This is a genomic window from Polaromonas sp. (assembly GCF_043778355.1).
Classification (GTDB): domain Bacteria; phylum Pseudomonadota; class Gammaproteobacteria; order Burkholderiales; family Burkholderiaceae_C; genus Polaromonas.
Map to the genome: position 1 here is coordinate 40124 of NZ_JAYWHI010000066.1, position 17058 is coordinate 57181.

At 60.5% G+C, this 17058-nt stretch carries 17 protein-coding genes; 13 read left to right on the forward strand and 4 right to left on the reverse strand.

The window, feature by feature from the left end:
• The first annotated feature begins 99 nt into the window (after positions 1–99).
• From ACH2CW_RS10385 to dnaB, 9 genes are all read left to right on the forward strand, one after another.
• Positions 100–396: a hypothetical protein gene (locus ACH2CW_RS10385; RefSeq protein ID WP_395057778.1), complete on the forward strand. Its 297-nt coding sequence runs from the start codon at positions 100–102 to the stop codon at positions 394–396.
• Positions 393–971: a tetratricopeptide repeat protein gene (locus ACH2CW_RS10390; RefSeq protein ID WP_395057780.1), complete on the forward strand. Its 579-nt coding sequence runs from the start codon at positions 393–395 to the stop codon at positions 969–971. The genes ACH2CW_RS10385 and ACH2CW_RS10390 overlap by 4 nt, the downstream gene beginning before the upstream one ends.
• 138 nt (positions 972–1109) lie before the next feature.
• Positions 1110–1370 carry a DUF4212 domain-containing protein gene (locus ACH2CW_RS10395; protein ID WP_395057782.1) on the forward strand — a complete coding sequence of 87 codons (261 nt, stop codon included), beginning with the start codon at positions 1110–1112 and terminating at the stop codon, positions 1368–1370.
• A 2-nt stretch (positions 1371–1372) separates the two neighbouring features.
• The gene (locus ACH2CW_RS10400) at positions 1373–3490 is read left to right on the forward strand and encodes a sodium:solute symporter family protein (RefSeq protein WP_395057784.1); all 2118 of its coding nucleotides are present in this window, start codon (positions 1373–1375) and stop codon (positions 3488–3490) included.
• A 472-nt stretch (positions 3491–3962) separates the two neighbouring features.
• Entirely contained in the window at positions 3963–4331 is a 369-nt protein-coding gene (gene rpsF, locus ACH2CW_RS10405) for a 30S ribosomal protein S6 (protein ID WP_395057786.1), read from the forward strand.
• A gap of 46 nt (positions 4332–4377) precedes the next feature.
• Complete coding sequence (priB, locus tag ACH2CW_RS10410; protein WP_395057788.1) at positions 4378–4689, forward strand: primosomal replication protein N; 312 nt, start codon at positions 4378–4380, stop codon at positions 4687–4689.
• A gap of 10 nt (positions 4690–4699) precedes the next feature.
• Positions 4700–4984 carry a 30S ribosomal protein S18 gene (rpsR, locus tag ACH2CW_RS10415; protein WP_077592883.1) on the forward strand — a complete coding sequence of 95 codons (285 nt, stop codon included), beginning with the start codon at positions 4700–4702 and terminating at the stop codon, positions 4982–4984.
• 10 nt (positions 4985–4994) lie between these two features.
• A complete protein-coding gene (gene rplI, locus ACH2CW_RS10420) occupies positions 4995–5447 on the forward strand; it encodes a 50S ribosomal protein L9 (RefSeq protein WP_395057791.1) in 453 nt (150 codons plus the stop codon).
• Between the two features lie 175 nt (positions 5448–5622).
• Entirely contained in the window at positions 5623–7035 is a 1413-nt protein-coding gene (gene dnaB / locus ACH2CW_RS10425) for a replicative DNA helicase (RefSeq protein WP_395057793.1), read from the forward strand.
• A gap of 89 nt (positions 7036–7124) precedes the next feature.
• On the opposite strand, the gene ACH2CW_RS10430 is transcribed toward dnaB, so the two are convergent.
• From ACH2CW_RS10430 to ACH2CW_RS10440, 3 genes are all read right to left on the reverse strand, one after another.
• Positions 7125–7529: an RNA-binding protein gene (locus ACH2CW_RS10430; RefSeq protein WP_395057795.1), complete on the reverse strand. Its 405-nt coding sequence runs from the start codon at positions 7527–7529 to the stop codon at positions 7125–7127.
• 103 nt (positions 7530–7632) lie between these two features.
• On the reverse strand, positions 7633–9429 hold the full coding sequence (locus ACH2CW_RS10435; protein WP_395057797.1) for a M14 family metallopeptidase: 1797 nt from the start codon (positions 9427–9429) through the stop codon (positions 7633–7635).
• A 402-nt stretch (positions 9430–9831) separates the two neighbouring features.
• Entirely contained in the window at positions 9832–10764 is a 933-nt protein-coding gene (locus ACH2CW_RS10440; protein ID WP_395057799.1) for a hypothetical protein, read from the reverse strand.
• Positions 10765–11034: 270 nt separating this feature from the next.
• On the opposite strand from ACH2CW_RS10440, the gene dusA reads away from it, so the two are divergent.
• Entirely contained in the window at positions 11035–12063 is a 1029-nt protein-coding gene (gene dusA, locus ACH2CW_RS10445; RefSeq protein WP_395057801.1) for a tRNA dihydrouridine(20/20a) synthase DusA, read from the forward strand.
• Positions 12056–12991, forward strand: a complete 936-nt coding sequence (locus tag ACH2CW_RS10450; protein ID WP_395057803.1) for a DMT family transporter — start codon at positions 12056–12058, stop codon at positions 12989–12991. The genes dusA and ACH2CW_RS10450 overlap by 8 nt, the downstream gene beginning before the upstream one ends.
• Here ACH2CW_RS10450 and ACH2CW_RS10455 read toward each other — a convergent pair.
• Complete coding sequence (locus tag ACH2CW_RS10455; RefSeq protein WP_395057805.1) at positions 12963–13598, reverse strand: GntR family transcriptional regulator; 636 nt, start codon at positions 13596–13598, stop codon at positions 12963–12965. The two genes, ACH2CW_RS10450 and ACH2CW_RS10455, sit on opposite strands and share 29 nt — an antisense overlap.
• Before the next feature lie 128 nt (positions 13599–13726).
• Here ACH2CW_RS10455 and scpA point away from each other — a divergent pair, with 128 nt between their 5' ends.
• Both scpA and meaB read left to right on the forward strand, forming a co-directional pair.
• Positions 13727–15895 (forward strand): methylmalonyl-CoA mutase, encoded by a 2169-nt coding sequence (gene scpA, locus ACH2CW_RS10460; protein ID WP_395057807.1) that lies wholly within the window; start codon positions 13727–13729, stop codon positions 15893–15895.
• Positions 15892–16914, forward strand: coding sequence for a methylmalonyl Co-A mutase-associated GTPase MeaB (gene meaB, locus ACH2CW_RS10465; RefSeq protein WP_395057809.1), 1023 nt, complete (start codon positions 15892–15894; stop codon positions 16912–16914). The genes scpA and meaB overlap by 4 nt, the downstream gene beginning before the upstream one ends.
• The last annotated feature ends 144 nt before the right edge of the window (positions 16915–17058 follow it).

Sequence of the window (17058 nt, forward strand, 5' to 3'; positions counted from 1 at the left end):
CCTAGGAGGGTTTCAGCTAGGTCGGGGAATTTCGGTCAGGATTTGTAAGAAGGCGGTAAGGACCGCGGAAACAATCAACGCATTGTTACCAAAGGCCCTATGCTTTTTGCTGTTTCCACAATCAAACTGATCGCCGAGATTGCCTTGCTCGCGCTGTTCGGGCAATGGGTGCTGGGCCTGCTGGCCGGTGCCAAAAAAGACCAGAACCTGTTCTATCAGATCCTGCAAATCGCAGGCAAACCCTTTGTGGTCGCCGCCCGGGTGATCACCCCCAAACAAGTCATTGACCGCCACGTCCCGCTCGTGGCGTTTTTGTTGCTGCTGTTCATCTGGCTGGCCGCGACCGTCATGAAAATCCGCACCTGCCTGCAAATCGGCGTGGAGTTGTGCAAATGAACCATGCACTGGCTTACTGGTATCTCAAGATGCAGGCCCTGGTGCTGCTGGTGTTCGGCCGGCAGGCCGCCGCCCTGGAAAAATTCACCCAAATGCTGCTGGCACGCCCCGGCGACCGTTACGCGCTGGCGAGCAGGGCGCATGTGCTGGCCCAACTGGGCGAGAAGCAGGGCGCCATAGCCGCCTTGCGCGAGCTGGTAGCCCGCTTCCCGGACACCGCCGCGGCCTGGTTCAACCTGGCCTACATGCTGGAAGACGCCGGTGGCCACGCCGATGCCGAGCCGGCCTTTCGCCGCGCGCTCGAGATTGAACCCAAAATGGACCGCGCCTGGTATGGCCTGGCGTTGCTGCTGATTCGCGATCGCCGCTTTGACGAAGCGGTGCAGGCGCTCAAGAAAAATACAGAACTGCAACCCATGAGCCCGTTCGGCTGGTATCAGCTGGCGCGGGTTCATGTCGACAGGCAAGACCCTGATGAGGCGGTGAAGGTTATTCGCCACCTTAAAAGGTTTGAGCCTAAAGTGGCCGCCCAGCTGGAGCGCGAGACGGGACTGAGCGTTGCTCAGTCGTCCTGACCGCCATCCCTCTGAGCGGGTATTGAAGGCCAGGGTCTGAGCCCAGGCTTATAAGACGCGATCCGGCTTGCAGGCCACGCCAGGGATGGTGGTGATCGCGATGTGCCCGAAAGGGTGTTGTTGATGGAGGCAAGTGTTATGCAGTTGACTGACAACCATCGCCGTTACTGGCGCAAGAACCTCAACATCACGGCAATCCTGCTGGTGATCTGGTTCGTCGTGACGTTCGTCGTGAGTTATTACGCACGCGAATTGAGCTTTAATTTCTTTGGCTGGCCTTTCAGCTTCTGGATGGGAGCGCAGGGGGCTTTGGTGATCTATGTCGCCATCATCGGCTACTACGCCTGGTACATGGGCAAGCTCGATATTGAGCACGGCGTCCAAGAAAGCGAGGAGTAATCATGGCTGGAATGTTTGGTAATGATGGCGGCGCAAATAACGCTGCCTCCAACGCTGCGTTCAAGTCCGGCTTGAACAAGGTTTACAAGTGGTACACCGGGGGCTTTATTGTCTTCGTGGTGGTACTGGCCGTTCTCGAACAGATGGGCTTGTCCCGGCAGTGGATTGGCCTGATCTTCCTGCTGGCCACCATCGGTCTGTATGCCGGCATCGGCATCATGAGCCGTACCAGCGATGCGGCCGAGTATTACGTGGCCGGACGTCGCGTCCCGGCGGTCTACAACGGCATGGCCACGGGTGCTGACTGGATGTCTGCTGCGTCCTTCATCGGCATGGCCGGCACGCTCTACCTCACCGGTTACAGCGGCCTGGCTTTCATCATGGGCTGGACCGGCGGTTATTGCCTGGTCGCGCTGTTTCTTGCGCCCTATCTGCGCAAGTTCGGCCAGTTCACGATTCCCGACTTTCTGGGTGAGCGCTACGGCGGCAACCTGCCGCGCTTCATTGGTATTGTGGCTGCCATCTTGTGTTCCTTCGTCTACGTGGTCGCGCAGATCTATGGCGTGGGCTTGATCACTGCGCGCTTGACGGGTGTGGCTTTCGAACTCGGTATTTTCCTGGGCCTCGGCGGCATTCTGGTCTGCTCCTTCCTGGGCGGCATGCGTGCAGTGACATGGACACAGGTGGCCCAGTACATCATCCTGATCGTGGCTTACCTGATTCCCGTGGTGTGGCTGTCGGTCAAACAGACCAGCGTGCCGATTCCGCAAGCCATCTATGGCTTCCAGTTGCAGAAGGTGACTGCCAAGGAAAAAGAGCTGACTGCCGACCCGAAAGAAATTGCGGTGCGGGACATCTACAAGCAGCGTTCTGCAGCCCTCGCTGAAAAGCTCAAAGACCCCGCAGCGGCTCTGGCCGCCGACAAGGCAGCCGCCGAGAAAACCGTGGCCGACCTGAAAGCATCCAACGGCGCACTGGCGGACATCACGGCGGCTGAAAAAGCGCTGGCTGCCGTGCCGAAAGATACGGAAGCAGCGAAAAAAGCATGGACAGCCGCCAAAGGTGCTGCCGATGTCAAGTCCCGGCCGCTCAATGGCATGCCACCGCACGCACAGCAGTTTGCCGGTGACCCGAATGGCGATGCAGCTGCCCAGAAGGCCTACGACGTGTCGCGTCGCAACTTTCTGGCGCTGATTTTCTGCCTGATGGTGGGTACCGCTGCGCTTCCGCACATCCTGATGCGTTATTACACGGTGCCCAGCGTGAAGGAAGCGCGGGCGTCGGTGACCTGGTCGCTGTTCTTCATCTTCCTGCTGTACTTCACGGCGCCTGCGCTGGCTGTGCTGGTGAAATACGAGGTATTCACGGTGTTGATCGGCACGCCGTTCAATGCGCTACCGGAATGGATATCCGCGTGGAACAAGGTTGACCCGTCACTGCTGTCGGTGGTGGACATCAACAAGGACGGCATCCTGCAGCTCAATGAGATGAGCATCGGTGGTGACATCATTGTGCTGGCGGGTCCCGCGATTGGTGGCCTGCCGTATGTGATCTCCGGTCTGGTTGCAGCGGGTGGCCTGGCTGCGGCGCTGTCGACTGCTGACGGCCTGCTGCTGACGATTGCCAATGCGCTGAGCCACGACCTGTACTACAAAATGATCGACCCGAACGCATCGACCGCACGCCGCGTGACCATCTCCAAGGTCCTGCTGCTGGTTGTTGCGCTGGCTGCCGCTTATGTGGCTGCCCAGAAACCGGCCGACATTCTGTTCCTGGTGTCTGCGGCGTTCTCGTTTGCTGCGGCCTCCTTTTTCCCGGCGCTCGTTCTGGGAATTTTCTGGAAGCGGGCGACCGGTATCGCAGCGTCGCTGGGCATGGTCGCCGGTCTTGGGACAACGGCTTACTACATGGTCATGAACCAGGTTTGGCTGCGCGGCGTCTTTGGCATTAACTCACCAATCAGTTTGTGGTGGGACATCCAGCCGATTTCGGCCGGTCTCTTCGGTGTGCCTATCGGCTTCGCCGTGATCATCCTGGTCAGCCTGGTGACCCCTGCGCCTAGCCGCAAGATCCAGGAACTGGTCGAGCACGTGCGTTACCCAACGCTGCGCGCCGCCTGATCAGGCCTCCGCAATGACCTGAACTGAGCTTCAGGTTCAAAAGCCCGGCAACGCAAGTTGCCGGGCTTTTTTCATGGGCGAGTGTATTTGGCAGGACGTACCCGCGAAAACGCGACTCTTTGAGCCCTTCGGCGCGCTCAGAACGGCTGGATCGCAGGGGACGTAAGCGAGGGCTCTCCAGTCAAGCCGAGGCCGCGGGTCCGGCTTTGCCGGCCCGCAGGCGCATCCTTCGACAGGCTCAGGACGAACGGAACCCCCTCGGGGCTGGAGCCTGCAGCTCCAAAGCTGCTTGAGCAGCTTTGAACAGGCGACAGAAGCGAAGCCTCTGGCGAGCGGCGGCCTGCAAGGTGCAGGGCGCTACACGCAGTGAGCAACCGTGGGGGCGATATGTGGCTGGTATATAATCATGGGCTCAGCCTTGCTGCACCCTTAACGACGCTGGGGCAGCTTTTACCAACCACAAGGAGAGTTTATGCGTCACTATGAGATCGTCTTGCTGATCCACCCGGATCAAAGCGAGCAGGTTCCAGCCATGCTGGAACGCTACAAAACCATGATTACCGCCGGCGGCGGGAAAGTGCATCGGGTCGAAGATTGGGGCCGTCGCCAACTGGTGTACCTGATCCAGAAACTCGCCAAAGCCCATTACCTGTGCATCAACATCGAAGCCAGCCAGGCCGTGATGGAAGAAATTGAACACGCGTTCAAGTTCAACGATGCCGTGCTGCGCCACCTGACCGTGGTCAAGAAAAAAGCCGAAACCGGCCCGTCCCTCATGATGCGCAACGTCGAGAGGGAAGAAGCCCGCAAGGCCCAGCAGCAGGAGTATGCAGCGTCGTAAGACGCCACCATGCTGTACGACGCACTGCTGAGCGAATGATCCTGCAGTGAACCACCTTGAATTGACCGCCTGTATCGCCGAGGCAAGTCCCTTGCGCTACACGCCCGCTGGAATCCCCGCCGCCAATTTCGTTCTCGATCACGAGTCCGAAATAACAGAGGCAGGCTCCACCCGGCAGGTCAAGGTCACGATGAAAGCGGTTGCTTTTGGCACGCTGGCTGAACAAACAAGCCGGCTGACCTTGAGCAAACTTTTCAGGTTCACCGGCTTTCTGGTCAATGCGCGAGGCAGCAAAAGTGTTGTGTTTCACATTCAAGCTTTTCAACCAGTTTCTGATCAAGTACTGAACCCCCTTTAAGGAGTCCATCATGCCCGGACCAAAACGTTTCAACAAAGACAAGCGCCCCAAGCGCAACACACAATCCCTGCTGTTCAAGCGCAAGCGCTTTTGCCGCTTCACCGCTGCCGGCGTGGAAGAAATCGACTACAAGGACATCGACACCCTGCGCGATTTTGTGGCCGAAAACGGCAAAATCATCCCCGCTCGCCTGACCGGCACGCGCGCGATTTTCCAGCGTCAGATCAACACCGCCGTCAAGCGCGCTCGCTTCCTCGCGATGCTGCCTTACAGCGACCAGCACCGCAGCCTGTAAGGAGCCGACCATGCAAATCATTCTGCTCGACAAAGTCGTGAACCTGGGCAACCTGGGTGAAGTCGTGAAGGTCAAGGACGGCTACGCACGCAACTTCCTGATCCCGTCCGGCCGCGCCCGCCGCGCCACCGCTGCAGCGATCAAGGAATTCGAAGTCAAACGCGCCGAGCTCGAAAAAGCCGCCGCCGCAAAACTGGCCGCGATGCAGGCCCAGGGCGAAAAACTCGGCGGCACCACCGTCAAGCTGACGCAAAAGGCGGGTGTGGACGGTCGTTTGTTCGGTTCCGTTACCAACCATGACATTTCGGCTGAGCTGACCAAGCAGGGCTTCCCTGTGGCCAAGTCGCAGATCCGCATGCCCAACGGCCCGCTCAAGACTGTCGGTGACCATCCTGTGACGGTCGCGCTGCACACTGATGTGGCTGTGGACATCACCGTGACGGTGTACGGCGAATCGGCTTAAACCGCTTCGCGCCGGTCAGCCGGTTCCGAAAAGCCGCCTCCAGGCGGCTTTTTTCATGGCGCGCCGTACACAAGCTGTACAGGCTTGTGCCCCTGTTATCAAGAACTTATCAACAGCTTTGTCCCGTGACGCCAGCACCGCTTGGCGCTAGCATGGAGGGCTCTTCAGGAAACACATGTCTGCCGTACTTTCCACAGCTCCCGACCCCCGCTACAGCGCCGACCGGCAAATCGCGCAGTTGCGCATCCCCCCGCATTCGATCGAGGGTGAATCCAGCGTGTTGGGTGGCCTGCTGCTCGACAACGGCGCCTGGGACCGCGTCGGTGACCTGCTGGTGGACGAAGACTTCTACCGCTACGAACACAAACTCATCTATGCCGCCGTGGGCGCGCTGATCAACGCCACCAAGCCGGCTGACGTGATCACGGTCTACGAGCACCTGCAGAACCAGGGCAAGGCCGAGGAAGTGGGGGGCTTGGGCTATCTCAATTCGCTGGCGCAGTACGTGCCGAGTGCCAGCAACATCCGCCGTTACGCCGAGATCGTGCGCGAGCGCTCCATCCTGCGAAAACTGGTGGCCGCCAGCGACGAGATCGCCACCAACGCCTTCAATCCGCAGGGCAAGGCGGTGGCGATGATTCTCGACGAGGCCGAGCAGAAGATTTTCAAGATCGGCGAGCAGGGCTCGCGCATGAAGCAGGGCTTCCAGAGCATGGACACGCTGGTGGTGAGTTTGCTGGACCGCGTCACCGAGATGTCGGAAAACCCGAACGACGTGACCGGTGTGCCGACCGGCTTTTACGATCTCGACAAAATGACCTCGGGGTTTCAGGCCGGTGATTTGGTGATCCTGGCGGCGCGGCCGTCCATGGGCAAAACCGCGCTGGCCATCAACATCGCCGAACACGTGGCGCTTAACGAGGGCCTGCCAGTGGCGGTGTTCTCCATGGAAATGGGTGCGTCGCAACTGGCGGTGCGTATCGTCGGCTCGATAGGCCGCATTGACCAGACCCATTTGCGCACCGGTGCGCTGACCGACGAGGAGTGGCCGCGCCTGACCGAAGCCATCGAGAAGCTGCGCAATATCTCGCTGCACATCGACGAAACCCCCGGCCTGACCGTCAGCGAATTACGCGCCAACGCCAGGCGGCTGGCGCGGCAGTGCGGCAAGCTCGGCCTGATCGTGGTTGATTATTTACAACTGATGAGTGTGTCGTCCAGCATGAGCGAGGAAAACCGCGCGACGGCCGTCGGCGAAATTTCACGTGGTCTGAAGATGCTGGCCAAGGAGTTGCAGTGCCCGGTGATTGCGCTGTCACAGTTGAGCCGCGGCGTTGAGTCACGCACCGACAAACGGCCCATGATGAGCGACCTGCGCGAGTCCGGCGCCATCGAGCAGGACGCCGACATCATCATGTTCATCTACCGCGACGAGTACTACACCAAGGACGCCTGCAAGGAGCCCGGCGTGGCCGAGGTCATCATCAGCAAGCAGCGTAATGGCCCCACCGGTACGGTCAAGCTGGCGTTCATCAACCGCATCACCAAGTTCGAAAGCCTGGCGCATGGCGGCGGCGGAGATTTCTAAGAAATATCGCCCTCAGCCCATGTGCTGTCTGCGTAACATGCTATGAATTTGGGAGCATCCGGAGTCTGCATGTTGCCCGCTCCGGGCGCTTACTGTTCCAGGTCTTCCATTGCCAGCATGTGGTACTTCTGGCCGTAGGTGAATGGAATGTCACTGACTGCTGCCAGCACGCGTTGGGTGTCGTCATCGGAAGGGGCATGAACCATCACGCCGTGATGACCTTTACGCGCCAGGGCAATGTATTTGTCGACGGTGTGGCCTTCGGTGCCGACCGATGGCAAGCCACCCGCGTCACCCTCCACCTTGCCAATCTCGTGCAGGATGGTCGCCGGCGAGAGCGCCATGACCGCGTCGTTTGCAAAACCCGCCGCGTCCAGCGCCTGAGCCGCCTGCTGGGCCTGAGCCGCGTCCGGAAACAGCATGACGGCATAACCGGTGGGATAAAACACGCCACCCATGGTGAGCATCTTGGAGGTAAGTTCGAATGTCTTCATGCACCTATTGGCGCCTGCATCCCGCGAGCTGGCTGTCAGTCGCGTTAACCGTTTTTTGTAGGACGCCAGGATTTTTCGTGGCGCCCGTCACAGGCGTGAAGGCTCAGGGCAACTCTTCGGTTTTCAGCGCCGGCTCGGACATCACGCGCGCACTGCCGGCCAGAGTCTCGATGAGCTGGTTGGCGAAGAAGCTGCTTTGCGTATCCGGCTCCAGCGCAGCGATCACCAGGTTGGCCAGCGGCTGGCTCAAAGGCACGTAGTAGCTGCCGGTGGGCGCGTCGATCACGCCACGCACCAGCGCCACCTCGGTCTTGACGATTTGCCCGGCGTCGGCGATGGCGCCGCGCACATCCTGACGGACCCCGGCCGCACGCGCGGTTTCGCGGTACAGGTCGCCCAGCATGGAGCCGGGCTCGGTGACGCGCAGCACCTGCACGCCATGCAGCCGCAGGCGCTCGACCGCTGTTTTTGAAGAGGCCGAGAGCCAGTAGCCACAGGGACGTACGCGTGTCTTGAGCTTGCGCAGCGTGAGGGCCGAGTTCCACTCGACCCGCAGCGCCTTGTCCGCACCGGTGACCGGATCCAGCATCAGCAACTCCTGCTGGGTCAGGGTCGGGCCGGCTTCCACCACGGCCTCGTCCTTGCAGGCCTGACTGGCGATCTCCTTCTCGATGTAAGGCTGGAGCTGGCCGAGTTCGCTGGCGCGCTGGGCCGTGCTGGCCAGCACGCTGCTGATCGCGGTGACATGGGTGAACACGCGGCGCTGGATATGCAGCCGGCCGATGCCGACGCCGCGGGTTTCGATCAGCAGGCTCACGGTATTTTTCAGACCGTTGACGTTGCGGCCGGTATCGGGTTGGGTGCCGCCCATGGAGATTTTTTTATCAAGCAGGTCGGTCGATGTGGTGTAGTACCACTCGCTGCTCAGGCCCTGCGCCTTGAGGGCGGCTATCAAGGGACGGCGATACCACTCTTCAGAGGCCTTGGTCAAAAACTCCGGAATGTTGGCGGTGGTCGCGTATTGCAGCAGCGCGTCGTACTTCTGCACGGCGTCGAACTTCTGCAGAAAACGCCCCACGACGGTGTACTCATGGGCATCCACAACCACAGTCGGGTGGTAGTCGCGCGTGAGTTTGGCCAGCGCGCGCGCTTCTGGCGTGTTGAGCAGCAGGTGGTCGCGGTTCATGTCAAGTCCGCCGGTCGTCACGCGTCTGTTGTCTGCCGAGCCGTCCGGGTTGGCGCGCGGAACGATGATGACATTGACACGGTCAAGCACGGGCCGCAGCAGGCCTTGTGTGAGTTCGCGCGCGACCACCAGCAGGGCTTCGCTGCCGGCAGGTTCGTCGCCGTGTTGCTGGCCAATCAGCAAGACGGTGGGGCGGCCAGAGGCCGCCAGCGCAGCCGCGTCGGTGCCGGCAGCGCGTGTCAGCACCAGCGCTTCCAGCGCTTCGCCGCGCTGCGACTGGCCGATGGTCAGCAAGGCGGCTTTCATGCCGGGGGTCGCTGCAGCAGCACTTGCCTGGTCACGCAGCCAGGTCTGGATTTCTGCGTTCGACGTGAAGCTGCTGCGGCCTTCCTGCAGGCCGGGTGTGCTGTAGATCAGGGCGGGTGCGGGAAACCGCGCGGCCACGGCGGCGCTGTAGGGGGCTTGCGCTACCGGGGCCACCACCACAGCCGGCCGCACCGGGACCGGCTGAATGGTCACGACCGGCGGGGCAACGGTTGCCGGTACAGGCACCGGGCCTGGCACCGGAGATACTTTGGCCGCGCCAGGCGCTGGCCAAGGCGGCAGTGGCACCGAGGTGCAGGCGGCCAGTGCCAGGCTGATCACCAGGGGCAGGGCCGTTTGAAGCAAGCTGGAACGAGTCGCGGGCGAGTGGTGCAGTGACGGTGCTGTCATGGTCATGGCTTGGAAGGGAAAAGCAGGCGGAAAGCCGGAAAAGCCCGGCTTCGGAAACCCATTATCCAACCTCTGTCTTCCGGCCCGACCGGTGGCTACCTTCTGTTACCAGGTGTGGCAAATCTCTTCCTCTGGCCCGCCGGCCCGGTCCACGTGAGAAACTAGGGGCTCCCAATGCCTTTCCAGCCTCCTTTACCGATGAATCCCGGTCCCTCGTTCGCGCCAATCCCGCCATTGCCCTCTTTCCCGTCGCATCGCCTCAGCGTGGCGCCCATGATGGATGGGTTTGATCTTGGTGAGAATGTCTAGAGTTATCAAGGGTTTACGGTGTGGGCCCTTGAGCCATGTTGCACTGGTGTTACACCGGTAGGGCTCTAATGACGCCAGCCTAATTTTATGGGACTAGTAGCGGCTTTGATATGCCAAAGCTCTCTCATGAGCTATTGAAAGTTGAAGTTCGATCTGTAAGCGGAATTCATCTGGTGAACAGTTCTTGCAGCGCATCGGTTCAAAGCTAATTTCCGGACGGTAAATCAAACCGAAACGTCCAGTGATTGAATACACGGGAAGTATGCCAATCCCCACTGCAGTCAGCATTCCAACATGCTTTATGTCGGAGCCCTCGGGTGCCCCGCCGAAACTTATGGGAGCCCCCGGTTGAGCTCCTAAAGGAATAACCTGACCTTTAATTTGAATGTACTCAATGTATTTAAATTGGCCGTCTTCGGAGATTACGACAGTGCGATAGCCATCCACCCTCAAGGTCGCGGGGTCGTCGATCACTGCTTGCATCGCACGCAGGGTATTCGTTAGTGAGGCATCAAAATTTGGACGCGGCTTACTACCTGTTTTGGAAAATTCAAATACAGGAACTTCCGATTTGGTTATGCCGGTGTGTGACACTTTTTGGAAGAGATTGAACGCATCACTTTCGCCTATATGCGACGTTTGATCTTCCCAGCTAACTTTCGAGTTAGCGACTCGGAAGATCTCAGTCACATGCTTCCCAGGCTGTTCGTCAATTTCACAGATTACAGCCACGATAAATGTCGTCTCATCTGCGGACCCCGGATGAGATTTCCTATGATGTTCTAGGAAATACTCGAGAACTAGATTCTTGTCGAAGAGGTTGATATCTTGATCGTAGATTCCTTGTATAGCCTCTCGGGCGGCAAGTACATCGCCAGCAAAGCCTACGCATAGGCCCGGCGTAAGCAAAACGATCTTAAGGCCCCCGATGTATTGTTCCTTTTCGGAGTTTGCAGCATCTGAGAATTTTGTGTCTCCGACGATATAAACATCGCCGTCGACTTGTCTTGCGACAATGAGGGTCACTTTCTGCTCCTCCTGTTGTATTGATGAGGTCCTGCAGCTTCCAAGTCTGGATGAGCAGAGCTGCTAATTGGTGTACCACTGCTTCTCGTTGAATTGCGCGCGCCGCAGAGTTCCGTGGAAATCTAATCCAGCCTTAAGCTGGACTTACCGGTGTAACACGGGAGATTTTGTTACACCGAATGTTGCACCGATACGGCCCAAGATCGGTTTTTCTAGGAAATTGGACAGACTTAAAATCTGCGAAAATGACGTAACTTATTGATTTTAAATATGTTATCGAATTTGAATCCTTGGCGACTTTCGGTTGCACCCATGATGGATTGGACCGACCGGCATTGCCGGTATTTCCACCGGCTGCTGTCGCGCCATGCCTTGCTGTACACCGAGATGGTGACCACCGGTGCGCTGGTGCACGGCGATGTGGCGCGGCACCTGCGCTTCAATGCCGAAGAGTACCCGGTGGCGCTGCAACTGGGCGGCAGCGAGCCAGCGGACCTCGCGCATTGCGCAAAACTCGGGGAACAGTGGGGCTATGACGAGATCAACCTCAACTGCGGCTGCCCCAGCGAACGGGTTCAGCGTGGCGCTTTTGGCGCCTGCCTGATGGCCGAGCCGCAACTGGTGGCCGACTGCGTCAAAGCCATGGTGGATGTGGTGGAGGTGCCGGTCACGGTCAAACACCGCATCGGCATCGACAAGGGCGAAAGTTATGACTTCGTGCGCGACTTTGTCGGCACAGTCAGCGCGGCCGGCTGCAACACCTTCATCGTGCATGCACGCAACGCCTGGCTCAAGGGCCTGAGTCCGAAAGAAAACCGCGAAGTGCCGCCGCTGCGTTATGCGCTGGTGCATCGGCTCAAGCAGGAGTTTCCCGAACTCACCATCGCCATCAACGGCGGCATCACCACCGGCGAGCAGGTGGCGGCGCAATTGCGCGAACTCGACGGCGTGATGGTCGGGCGAGAGGCCTACCACAACCCCTGGTGGCTGGCCTCCTGGGATGAGGCCTTCTTCGGCGCTGCCGCAAGCGTGCAGACCCGTGAATCCGTCGAGGCGTTGATGGTGGAGTACATGGCCGCCCAGGCGGCAGAACACGGCACGCCCTGGTCGGCTATTGCGCGCCACATGCTTGGGTTGCGCCACGGTTTGCCGGGGTCCCGACGCTGGCGCCAGGTCTGGAGCGACCACAGGCTTAAAACGCTGCACCCGCGCGAGGTGATGGCGCTGGCGCATGCATCCGTGGCCGCCAGCCAGGGCGGCGAACCGACATTTCAGTCGGACGTGACGGCGCATGCCTGACGCGGCGCAGCGCGAAACGCGCAAAGCCCTTTTGCTGCTGTGGCTGGTGCCCGCGCTGTGGGCCGTCAACTACATCGTGGCGCGCAAGGCGCCTGGCGTCATCGGCCCTTACATGCTGGCATTGGGCAGATGGGGGCTGGCGGCGCTGATCCTGGTGGTCATCACGCGCGCCGAGCTGTGGCAGCACCGGGGGGCGATTGTCCGGACCTGGCGGCAGCACCTGGTGCTGGGCACGCTGGGTATGTTGATCTGCGGCGCCTGGGTGTACGAGGGTGCGCGCTCCACCGGTGCCATGAATATTGCGCTGATCTATTCGGCTTCACCCGTGCTGATCAGCCTGGGGGCCATGTGGTGGCTGGGCGAGGCGTTTGGTGCGCGGCAAAAGGCGGGCGTCTTGCTGGCGCTGGCCGGGGTGGTGCATGTGGTGGTCAGGGGGCAATGGACGGCTTTGGGCGAGGTGCAATTTGTCGCGGGTGATGCCTGGATTGTGGCCGCCACCGTGTCCTGGGCGGCGTATGCCCTGCTGCAAAAACGCTGGCCCAGCCCATTGAGCGCGACTGCGCGCCTGGCCGTGATCTGTCTTGGCGGCACCCTGGTGCTGCTGCCGCCGGCGCTGTGGGAGGCGGCGCGGCCCGGCGCCGACGTCCTCGGCGCACAGGCGTTGTGGCTGGTGGTCGTCGCCGGCCTGATTCCCGGCATAGGTGCCTACTGGATTTACAGCTGGGCGCAAAAAATCCTCGGCGCCAGCCGGGTCGCCGTGGCCCTTTACCTGGGACCGCTTTACGCGGCCGCTGCCGCCTGGGGCCTGCTGGGCGAGCCACCAGGCTGGCACCATGCGGTGGGGGCGCTGCTGATTCTTCCGGGTGTGTTTCTGGTCACGCGGCCTTCGAAGGGGCTGGTCAAGCCGCCGCTTCCAACCCGTTCCTGAAGTGTTCCCGCATGCGGTGCGCGCTGGCGTCGGCATTGCGGGCGGTCAGGGCTTCCACAATGGCGCGATGTTCGGCCAAGGATTCTTCCAGGCGACCGCTCTTGAGCAGCGAGTTGTGGCGGTTCAGCTTCATCACCTTGCGCAAATCGGCCACCATCTGGTCGCGCCAGCGGTTGTCGGCGATCTCCAGCAGGCGCATGTGGAAGGCTTCGTTGATCTCAAAAAAGCGTTCACGGTTGGCCACGGCTTTTTCAAGCTCGCGGTGCAGGCCCTGCAACTCCTTGAGCTGGGCCTCAGTGGCCTGAGTCGCCACCACCCCGGCTGCGTCGCTCTCCAGCAGGGCGAGCAGGTGGTACACATCGGCGAGGTCGCGCTCTGACACTTCGGTCACATAGGCGCCGCGTCGGACCTTCATGGTGACCAGGCCCTCGGTGGCCAGCACCTTGAGCGCTTCGCGCAACGGTGTGCGGCTGATGCCGTACTCCTCGGCCAGTTTGAGCTCGTCAATCCAGCTGCCGGGCGCAAGTTCACGGCTGAAAATGCGCTGGCGAAGCAGCTCCGCCACCTCTTCATAGAGGGCACGTGGAGTCAGTGAAACAGCGGCCATGGTGGGTTCGAGAGGTCAATAAGCTTGGCCGTGATCTTATCTGAAACTAAATTTTGCATCAATAATTATAAATAATGTAAACTGGGCGCACTTACAGAACCTGTCCGGCAACGGCATCCGCACGCGCCATGAACCATCAAAAACCACCGTCTTCCCCTGTATTTGCCCCCGCCAGCATGGAGGCCTGGGTCAAGGCCGCAGCGAAGTCCGCACCGGGAGGCGACCTCGGCGCGCTTGACTGGCACACCCCGGACGGCATCACCGTCAAGCCCTTGTACACGTCCGACGATGTCAAGGACCTGCCTTACACCGACACCCTGCCGGGCTTCGAGCCCTTCATCCGCGGCCCGCAAGCCACCATGTATGCGGTGCGCCCGTGGACCATCCGCCAGTACGCCGGTTTTTCAACAGCGGAAGAGTCCAATGCTTTCTACCGCAAAGCCTTGGCCGCCGGCGGGCAGGGCGTCTCCGTCGCCTTCGATCTGGCGACACACCGCGGTTACGACAGCGACCATCCGCGCGTGACAGGCGACGTCGGCAAGGCCGGCGTGGCGATTGACAGCGTTGAGGACATGAAGATCCTGTTCGACCAGATCCCGCTGGACAAGGTGTCGGTGTCCATGACCATGAACGGCGCGGTCCTGCCGGTGCTGGCCGGATATGTGGTGGCGGCGGAAGAGCAGGGCGTGGCGCAAGACCAGCTCAGCGGCACCATCCAGAACGACATCCTCAAAGAGTTCATGGTGCGTAACACCTACATCTTTCCGCCGGCGCCCAGCATTCGTATCATCGGCGACATCATCGAGTACACGGCCAAACACATGCCGAAGTTCAACTCGATTTCCATCTCCGGTTACCACATGCAGGAAGCCGGTGCGAACCAGGCACTCGAATTGGCCTTCACCCTGGCCGACGGCAAGGAGTATGTGAAGACCGCGATTGCCAAAGGACTGGACGTCGACGGTTTTGCCGGCCGCCTGAGCTTCTTCTGGGCCATCGGCATGAACTTCTATCTTGAAGTCGCCAAGATGCGCGCGGCGCGCCTGCTCTGGTGCCGCATCATGAAAGAGTTCAACGCCAAAAGCCCGAAGAGCCTGATGCTGCGCACACATTGCCAGACTTCGGGCTGGAGCCTGACCGAGCAGGACCCCTACAACAATGTGGTGCGCACCACCATCGAGGCCATGGCTGCGGTGTTCGGCGGCACACAAAGCCTGCACACCAACAGTTTTGACGAGGCGATTGCGCTGCCCACCGAGTTCTCCTCGCGCATTGCCCGCAACACCCAGCTCATCATCCAGGAGGAAACCCATATCCCCCATGTGATTGACCCCTGGGCCGGCAGCTACATGATGGAAAAACTCACGCAGGACATGGCCGATGCGGCCTGGGCCATCATTGAAGAGGTCGATGCCATGGGCGGCATGACCAAAGCGGTGGACAGTGGCTGGGCCAAGCTCAAGATCGAGGCGGCGGCCGCTGAAAAGCAGGCACGTATCGACAGCGGCAAGGATGTCATCGTCGGCGTCAACAAGTACAAGCTCAAGACGGAAGATGCCATCGAAACCCGCGATATCGACAATGTCGCGGTGCGCGACGGGCAGATCACGCGTCTGAAGGCGATCCGTTCCAACCGCGACACGGCCGCCGTACAGGCTGCGCTGGACGCGCTGACCGCCGCTGCGGAAAATAACGACGGCAACCTGCTGGACCTCAGCATCCAGGCCGTGCGCCTGCGCGCCACGGTGGGTGAGGTCAGTGATGCACTTGAAAAAGTTTACGGGCGCCACCGCGCCGACACGCAAAAGGTGACCGGTGTGTATGCAGCCGCTTATGACTCGGCCGAAGGCTGGGAAAACCTCAAGACCGAGATCAACGCCTTCGCCGAGGCGCAGGGCCGGCGCCCGCGCGTGATGATTTCCAAGCTCGGTCAGGATGGCCATGACCGTGGCGCCAAGGTGGTGGCCACGGCCTTTGCCGATTTGGGCTTTGACGTGGACATGGGGCCGCTGTTCCAGACGCCCGAAGAGTGCGCGCGCCAGGCCATTGAAAACGACGTGCATGCCGTTGGTGTCTCGACGCTTGCTGCCGGCCACAAGACCCTGGTGCCGGCCATCATCGCCGAGCTCAAGAAGCAGGGCGCCGACGACATCATTGTGTTTGTCGGCGGCGTGATACCGCGCCAGGACTACGAGATGCTGTACGAGGCTGGCGTGAAGGGCATCTACGGTCCGGGCACACCGATTCCGGCTTCCGCCAAGGATGTGCTGGAGCAGATCAAGGCTGCGTTGAAGTGATTCCCGGCGATCTGGTCGAGTCGGTTCTGCACGGCGATGCCGCTGCGCAGCGCCGCGCCATCGCCAAAGCCATCACCTTGCTCGAATCGACGCGCACCGACCACCGCGCCCAGGGCGACGAGTTGTTGACCACCTTGCTCCCCCACACCGGCAAAGCCTTTCGCCTTGGCATCAGTGGTGTGCCGGGCGTTGGTAAATCGACCTTTATTGAAGTACTGGGCCTGTATTTGATCAAGCTGGGGCATCGTGTGGCGGTGCTGACCATCGACCCCTCATCCACCGTGTCGGGCGGCTCCATCCTCGGTGACAAAACCCGCATGGAGCAGTTGTCGGTGCATGAAAAAGCCTACATCCGGCCCAGTCCCTCGAGCGGCACCCTGGGCGGCGTCGCCGAAAAAACCCGTGAGGCCATGCTGGTCTGCGAAGCGGCAGGTTATGACATCGTGATTGTTGAAACCGTCGGAGTCGGTCAGTCTGAGACCGCAGTGGCCAACATGACCGACATGTTTGTGCTGATGCAACTACCCAATGCCGGCGATGACCTGCAGGCCATCAAAAAGGGTGTGATGGAACTGGCCGACCTGGTCATCATCAACAAGGCTGACATCGACGCAGATGCCGCGATGCGCGCCCAGGCCCAGATCACCTCGGCCATGCGTTTGTTCGGCCTGGTCAACAACGCGATGGGCCAGGCGCAGGCGGCGGCCTATGACACTTTCTGGCACCCGCAGGTGATCCAGCTCAGCGCGCTGCACAACACAGGCGTCGATGCCTTCTGGACGGCGGTGACGCAGTTCAGGACGGTCCAGACGGCCAATGGTCGGCTGGCCGCTCGGCGCCAGCAGCAGTCGCTGTCCTGGATGTGGGAGCGTATTGACGCGGCGCTCAAACAGGCCTTTCGCCAGGACCCGGCCGTCAGCGCCTTGTTGCCAGCGATGCTGGTCGATGTGGCCGGGGGCCGCATCCCGGCCTCCACTGCAGCACGAAATCTGCTCTCAGCCCATGTCAAACGGACCTGAGTAGCTATCAAAAACGTAGTGAATTAAAAGACAGAGAAAGCACACCATGCAGGAAATTCTTGAACAACTTGAAAAAAAGCGCGCTGCAGCCCGGCTCGGCGGTGGTCAAAAGCGCATTGACGCGCAGCACGGCAAAGGCAAGCT

Coding starts and splice junctions, on each gene's coding strand:
- ACH2CW_RS10385 (WP_395057778.1), top strand. CDS start 100: ATGCTTTTTGCTGTTTCCACAATCAAACTGATCGCCGAGATTGCCTTG.
- ACH2CW_RS10390 (WP_395057780.1), top strand. CDS start 393: ATGAACCATGCACTGGCTTACTGGTATCTCAAGATGCAGGCCCTGGTG.
- ACH2CW_RS10395 (WP_395057782.1), top strand. CDS start 1,110: ATGCAGTTGACTGACAACCATCGCCGTTACTGGCGCAAGAACCTCAAC.
- ACH2CW_RS10400 (WP_395057784.1), top strand. CDS start 1,373: ATGGCTGGAATGTTTGGTAATGATGGCGGCGCAAATAACGCTGCCTCC.
- rpsF (WP_395057786.1), top strand. CDS start 3,963: ATGCGTCACTATGAGATCGTCTTGCTGATCCACCCGGATCAAAGCGAG.
- rpsR (WP_077592883.1), top strand. CDS start 4,700: ATGCCCGGACCAAAACGTTTCAACAAAGACAAGCGCCCCAAGCGCAAC.
- rplI (WP_395057791.1), top strand. CDS start 4,995: ATGCAAATCATTCTGCTCGACAAAGTCGTGAACCTGGGCAACCTGGGT.
- dnaB (WP_395057793.1), top strand. CDS start 5,623: ATGTCTGCCGTACTTTCCACAGCTCCCGACCCCCGCTACAGCGCCGAC.
- ACH2CW_RS10430 (WP_395057795.1), bottom strand. CDS start 7,529: ATGAAGACATTCGAACTTACCTCCAAGATGCTCACCATGGGTGGCGTG.
- ACH2CW_RS10435 (WP_395057797.1), bottom strand. CDS start 9,429: ATGACAGCACCGTCACTGCACCACTCGCCCGCGACTCGTTCCAGCTTG.
- dusA (WP_395057801.1), top strand. CDS start 11,035: ATGTTATCGAATTTGAATCCTTGGCGACTTTCGGTTGCACCCATGATG.
- ACH2CW_RS10450 (WP_395057803.1), top strand. CDS start 12,056: ATGCCTGACGCGGCGCAGCGCGAAACGCGCAAAGCCCTTTTGCTGCTG.
- ACH2CW_RS10455 (WP_395057805.1), bottom strand. CDS start 13,598: ATGGCCGCTGTTTCACTGACTCCACGTGCCCTCTATGAAGAGGTGGCG.
- scpA (WP_395057807.1), top strand. CDS start 13,727: ATGAACCATCAAAAACCACCGTCTTCCCCTGTATTTGCCCCCGCCAGC.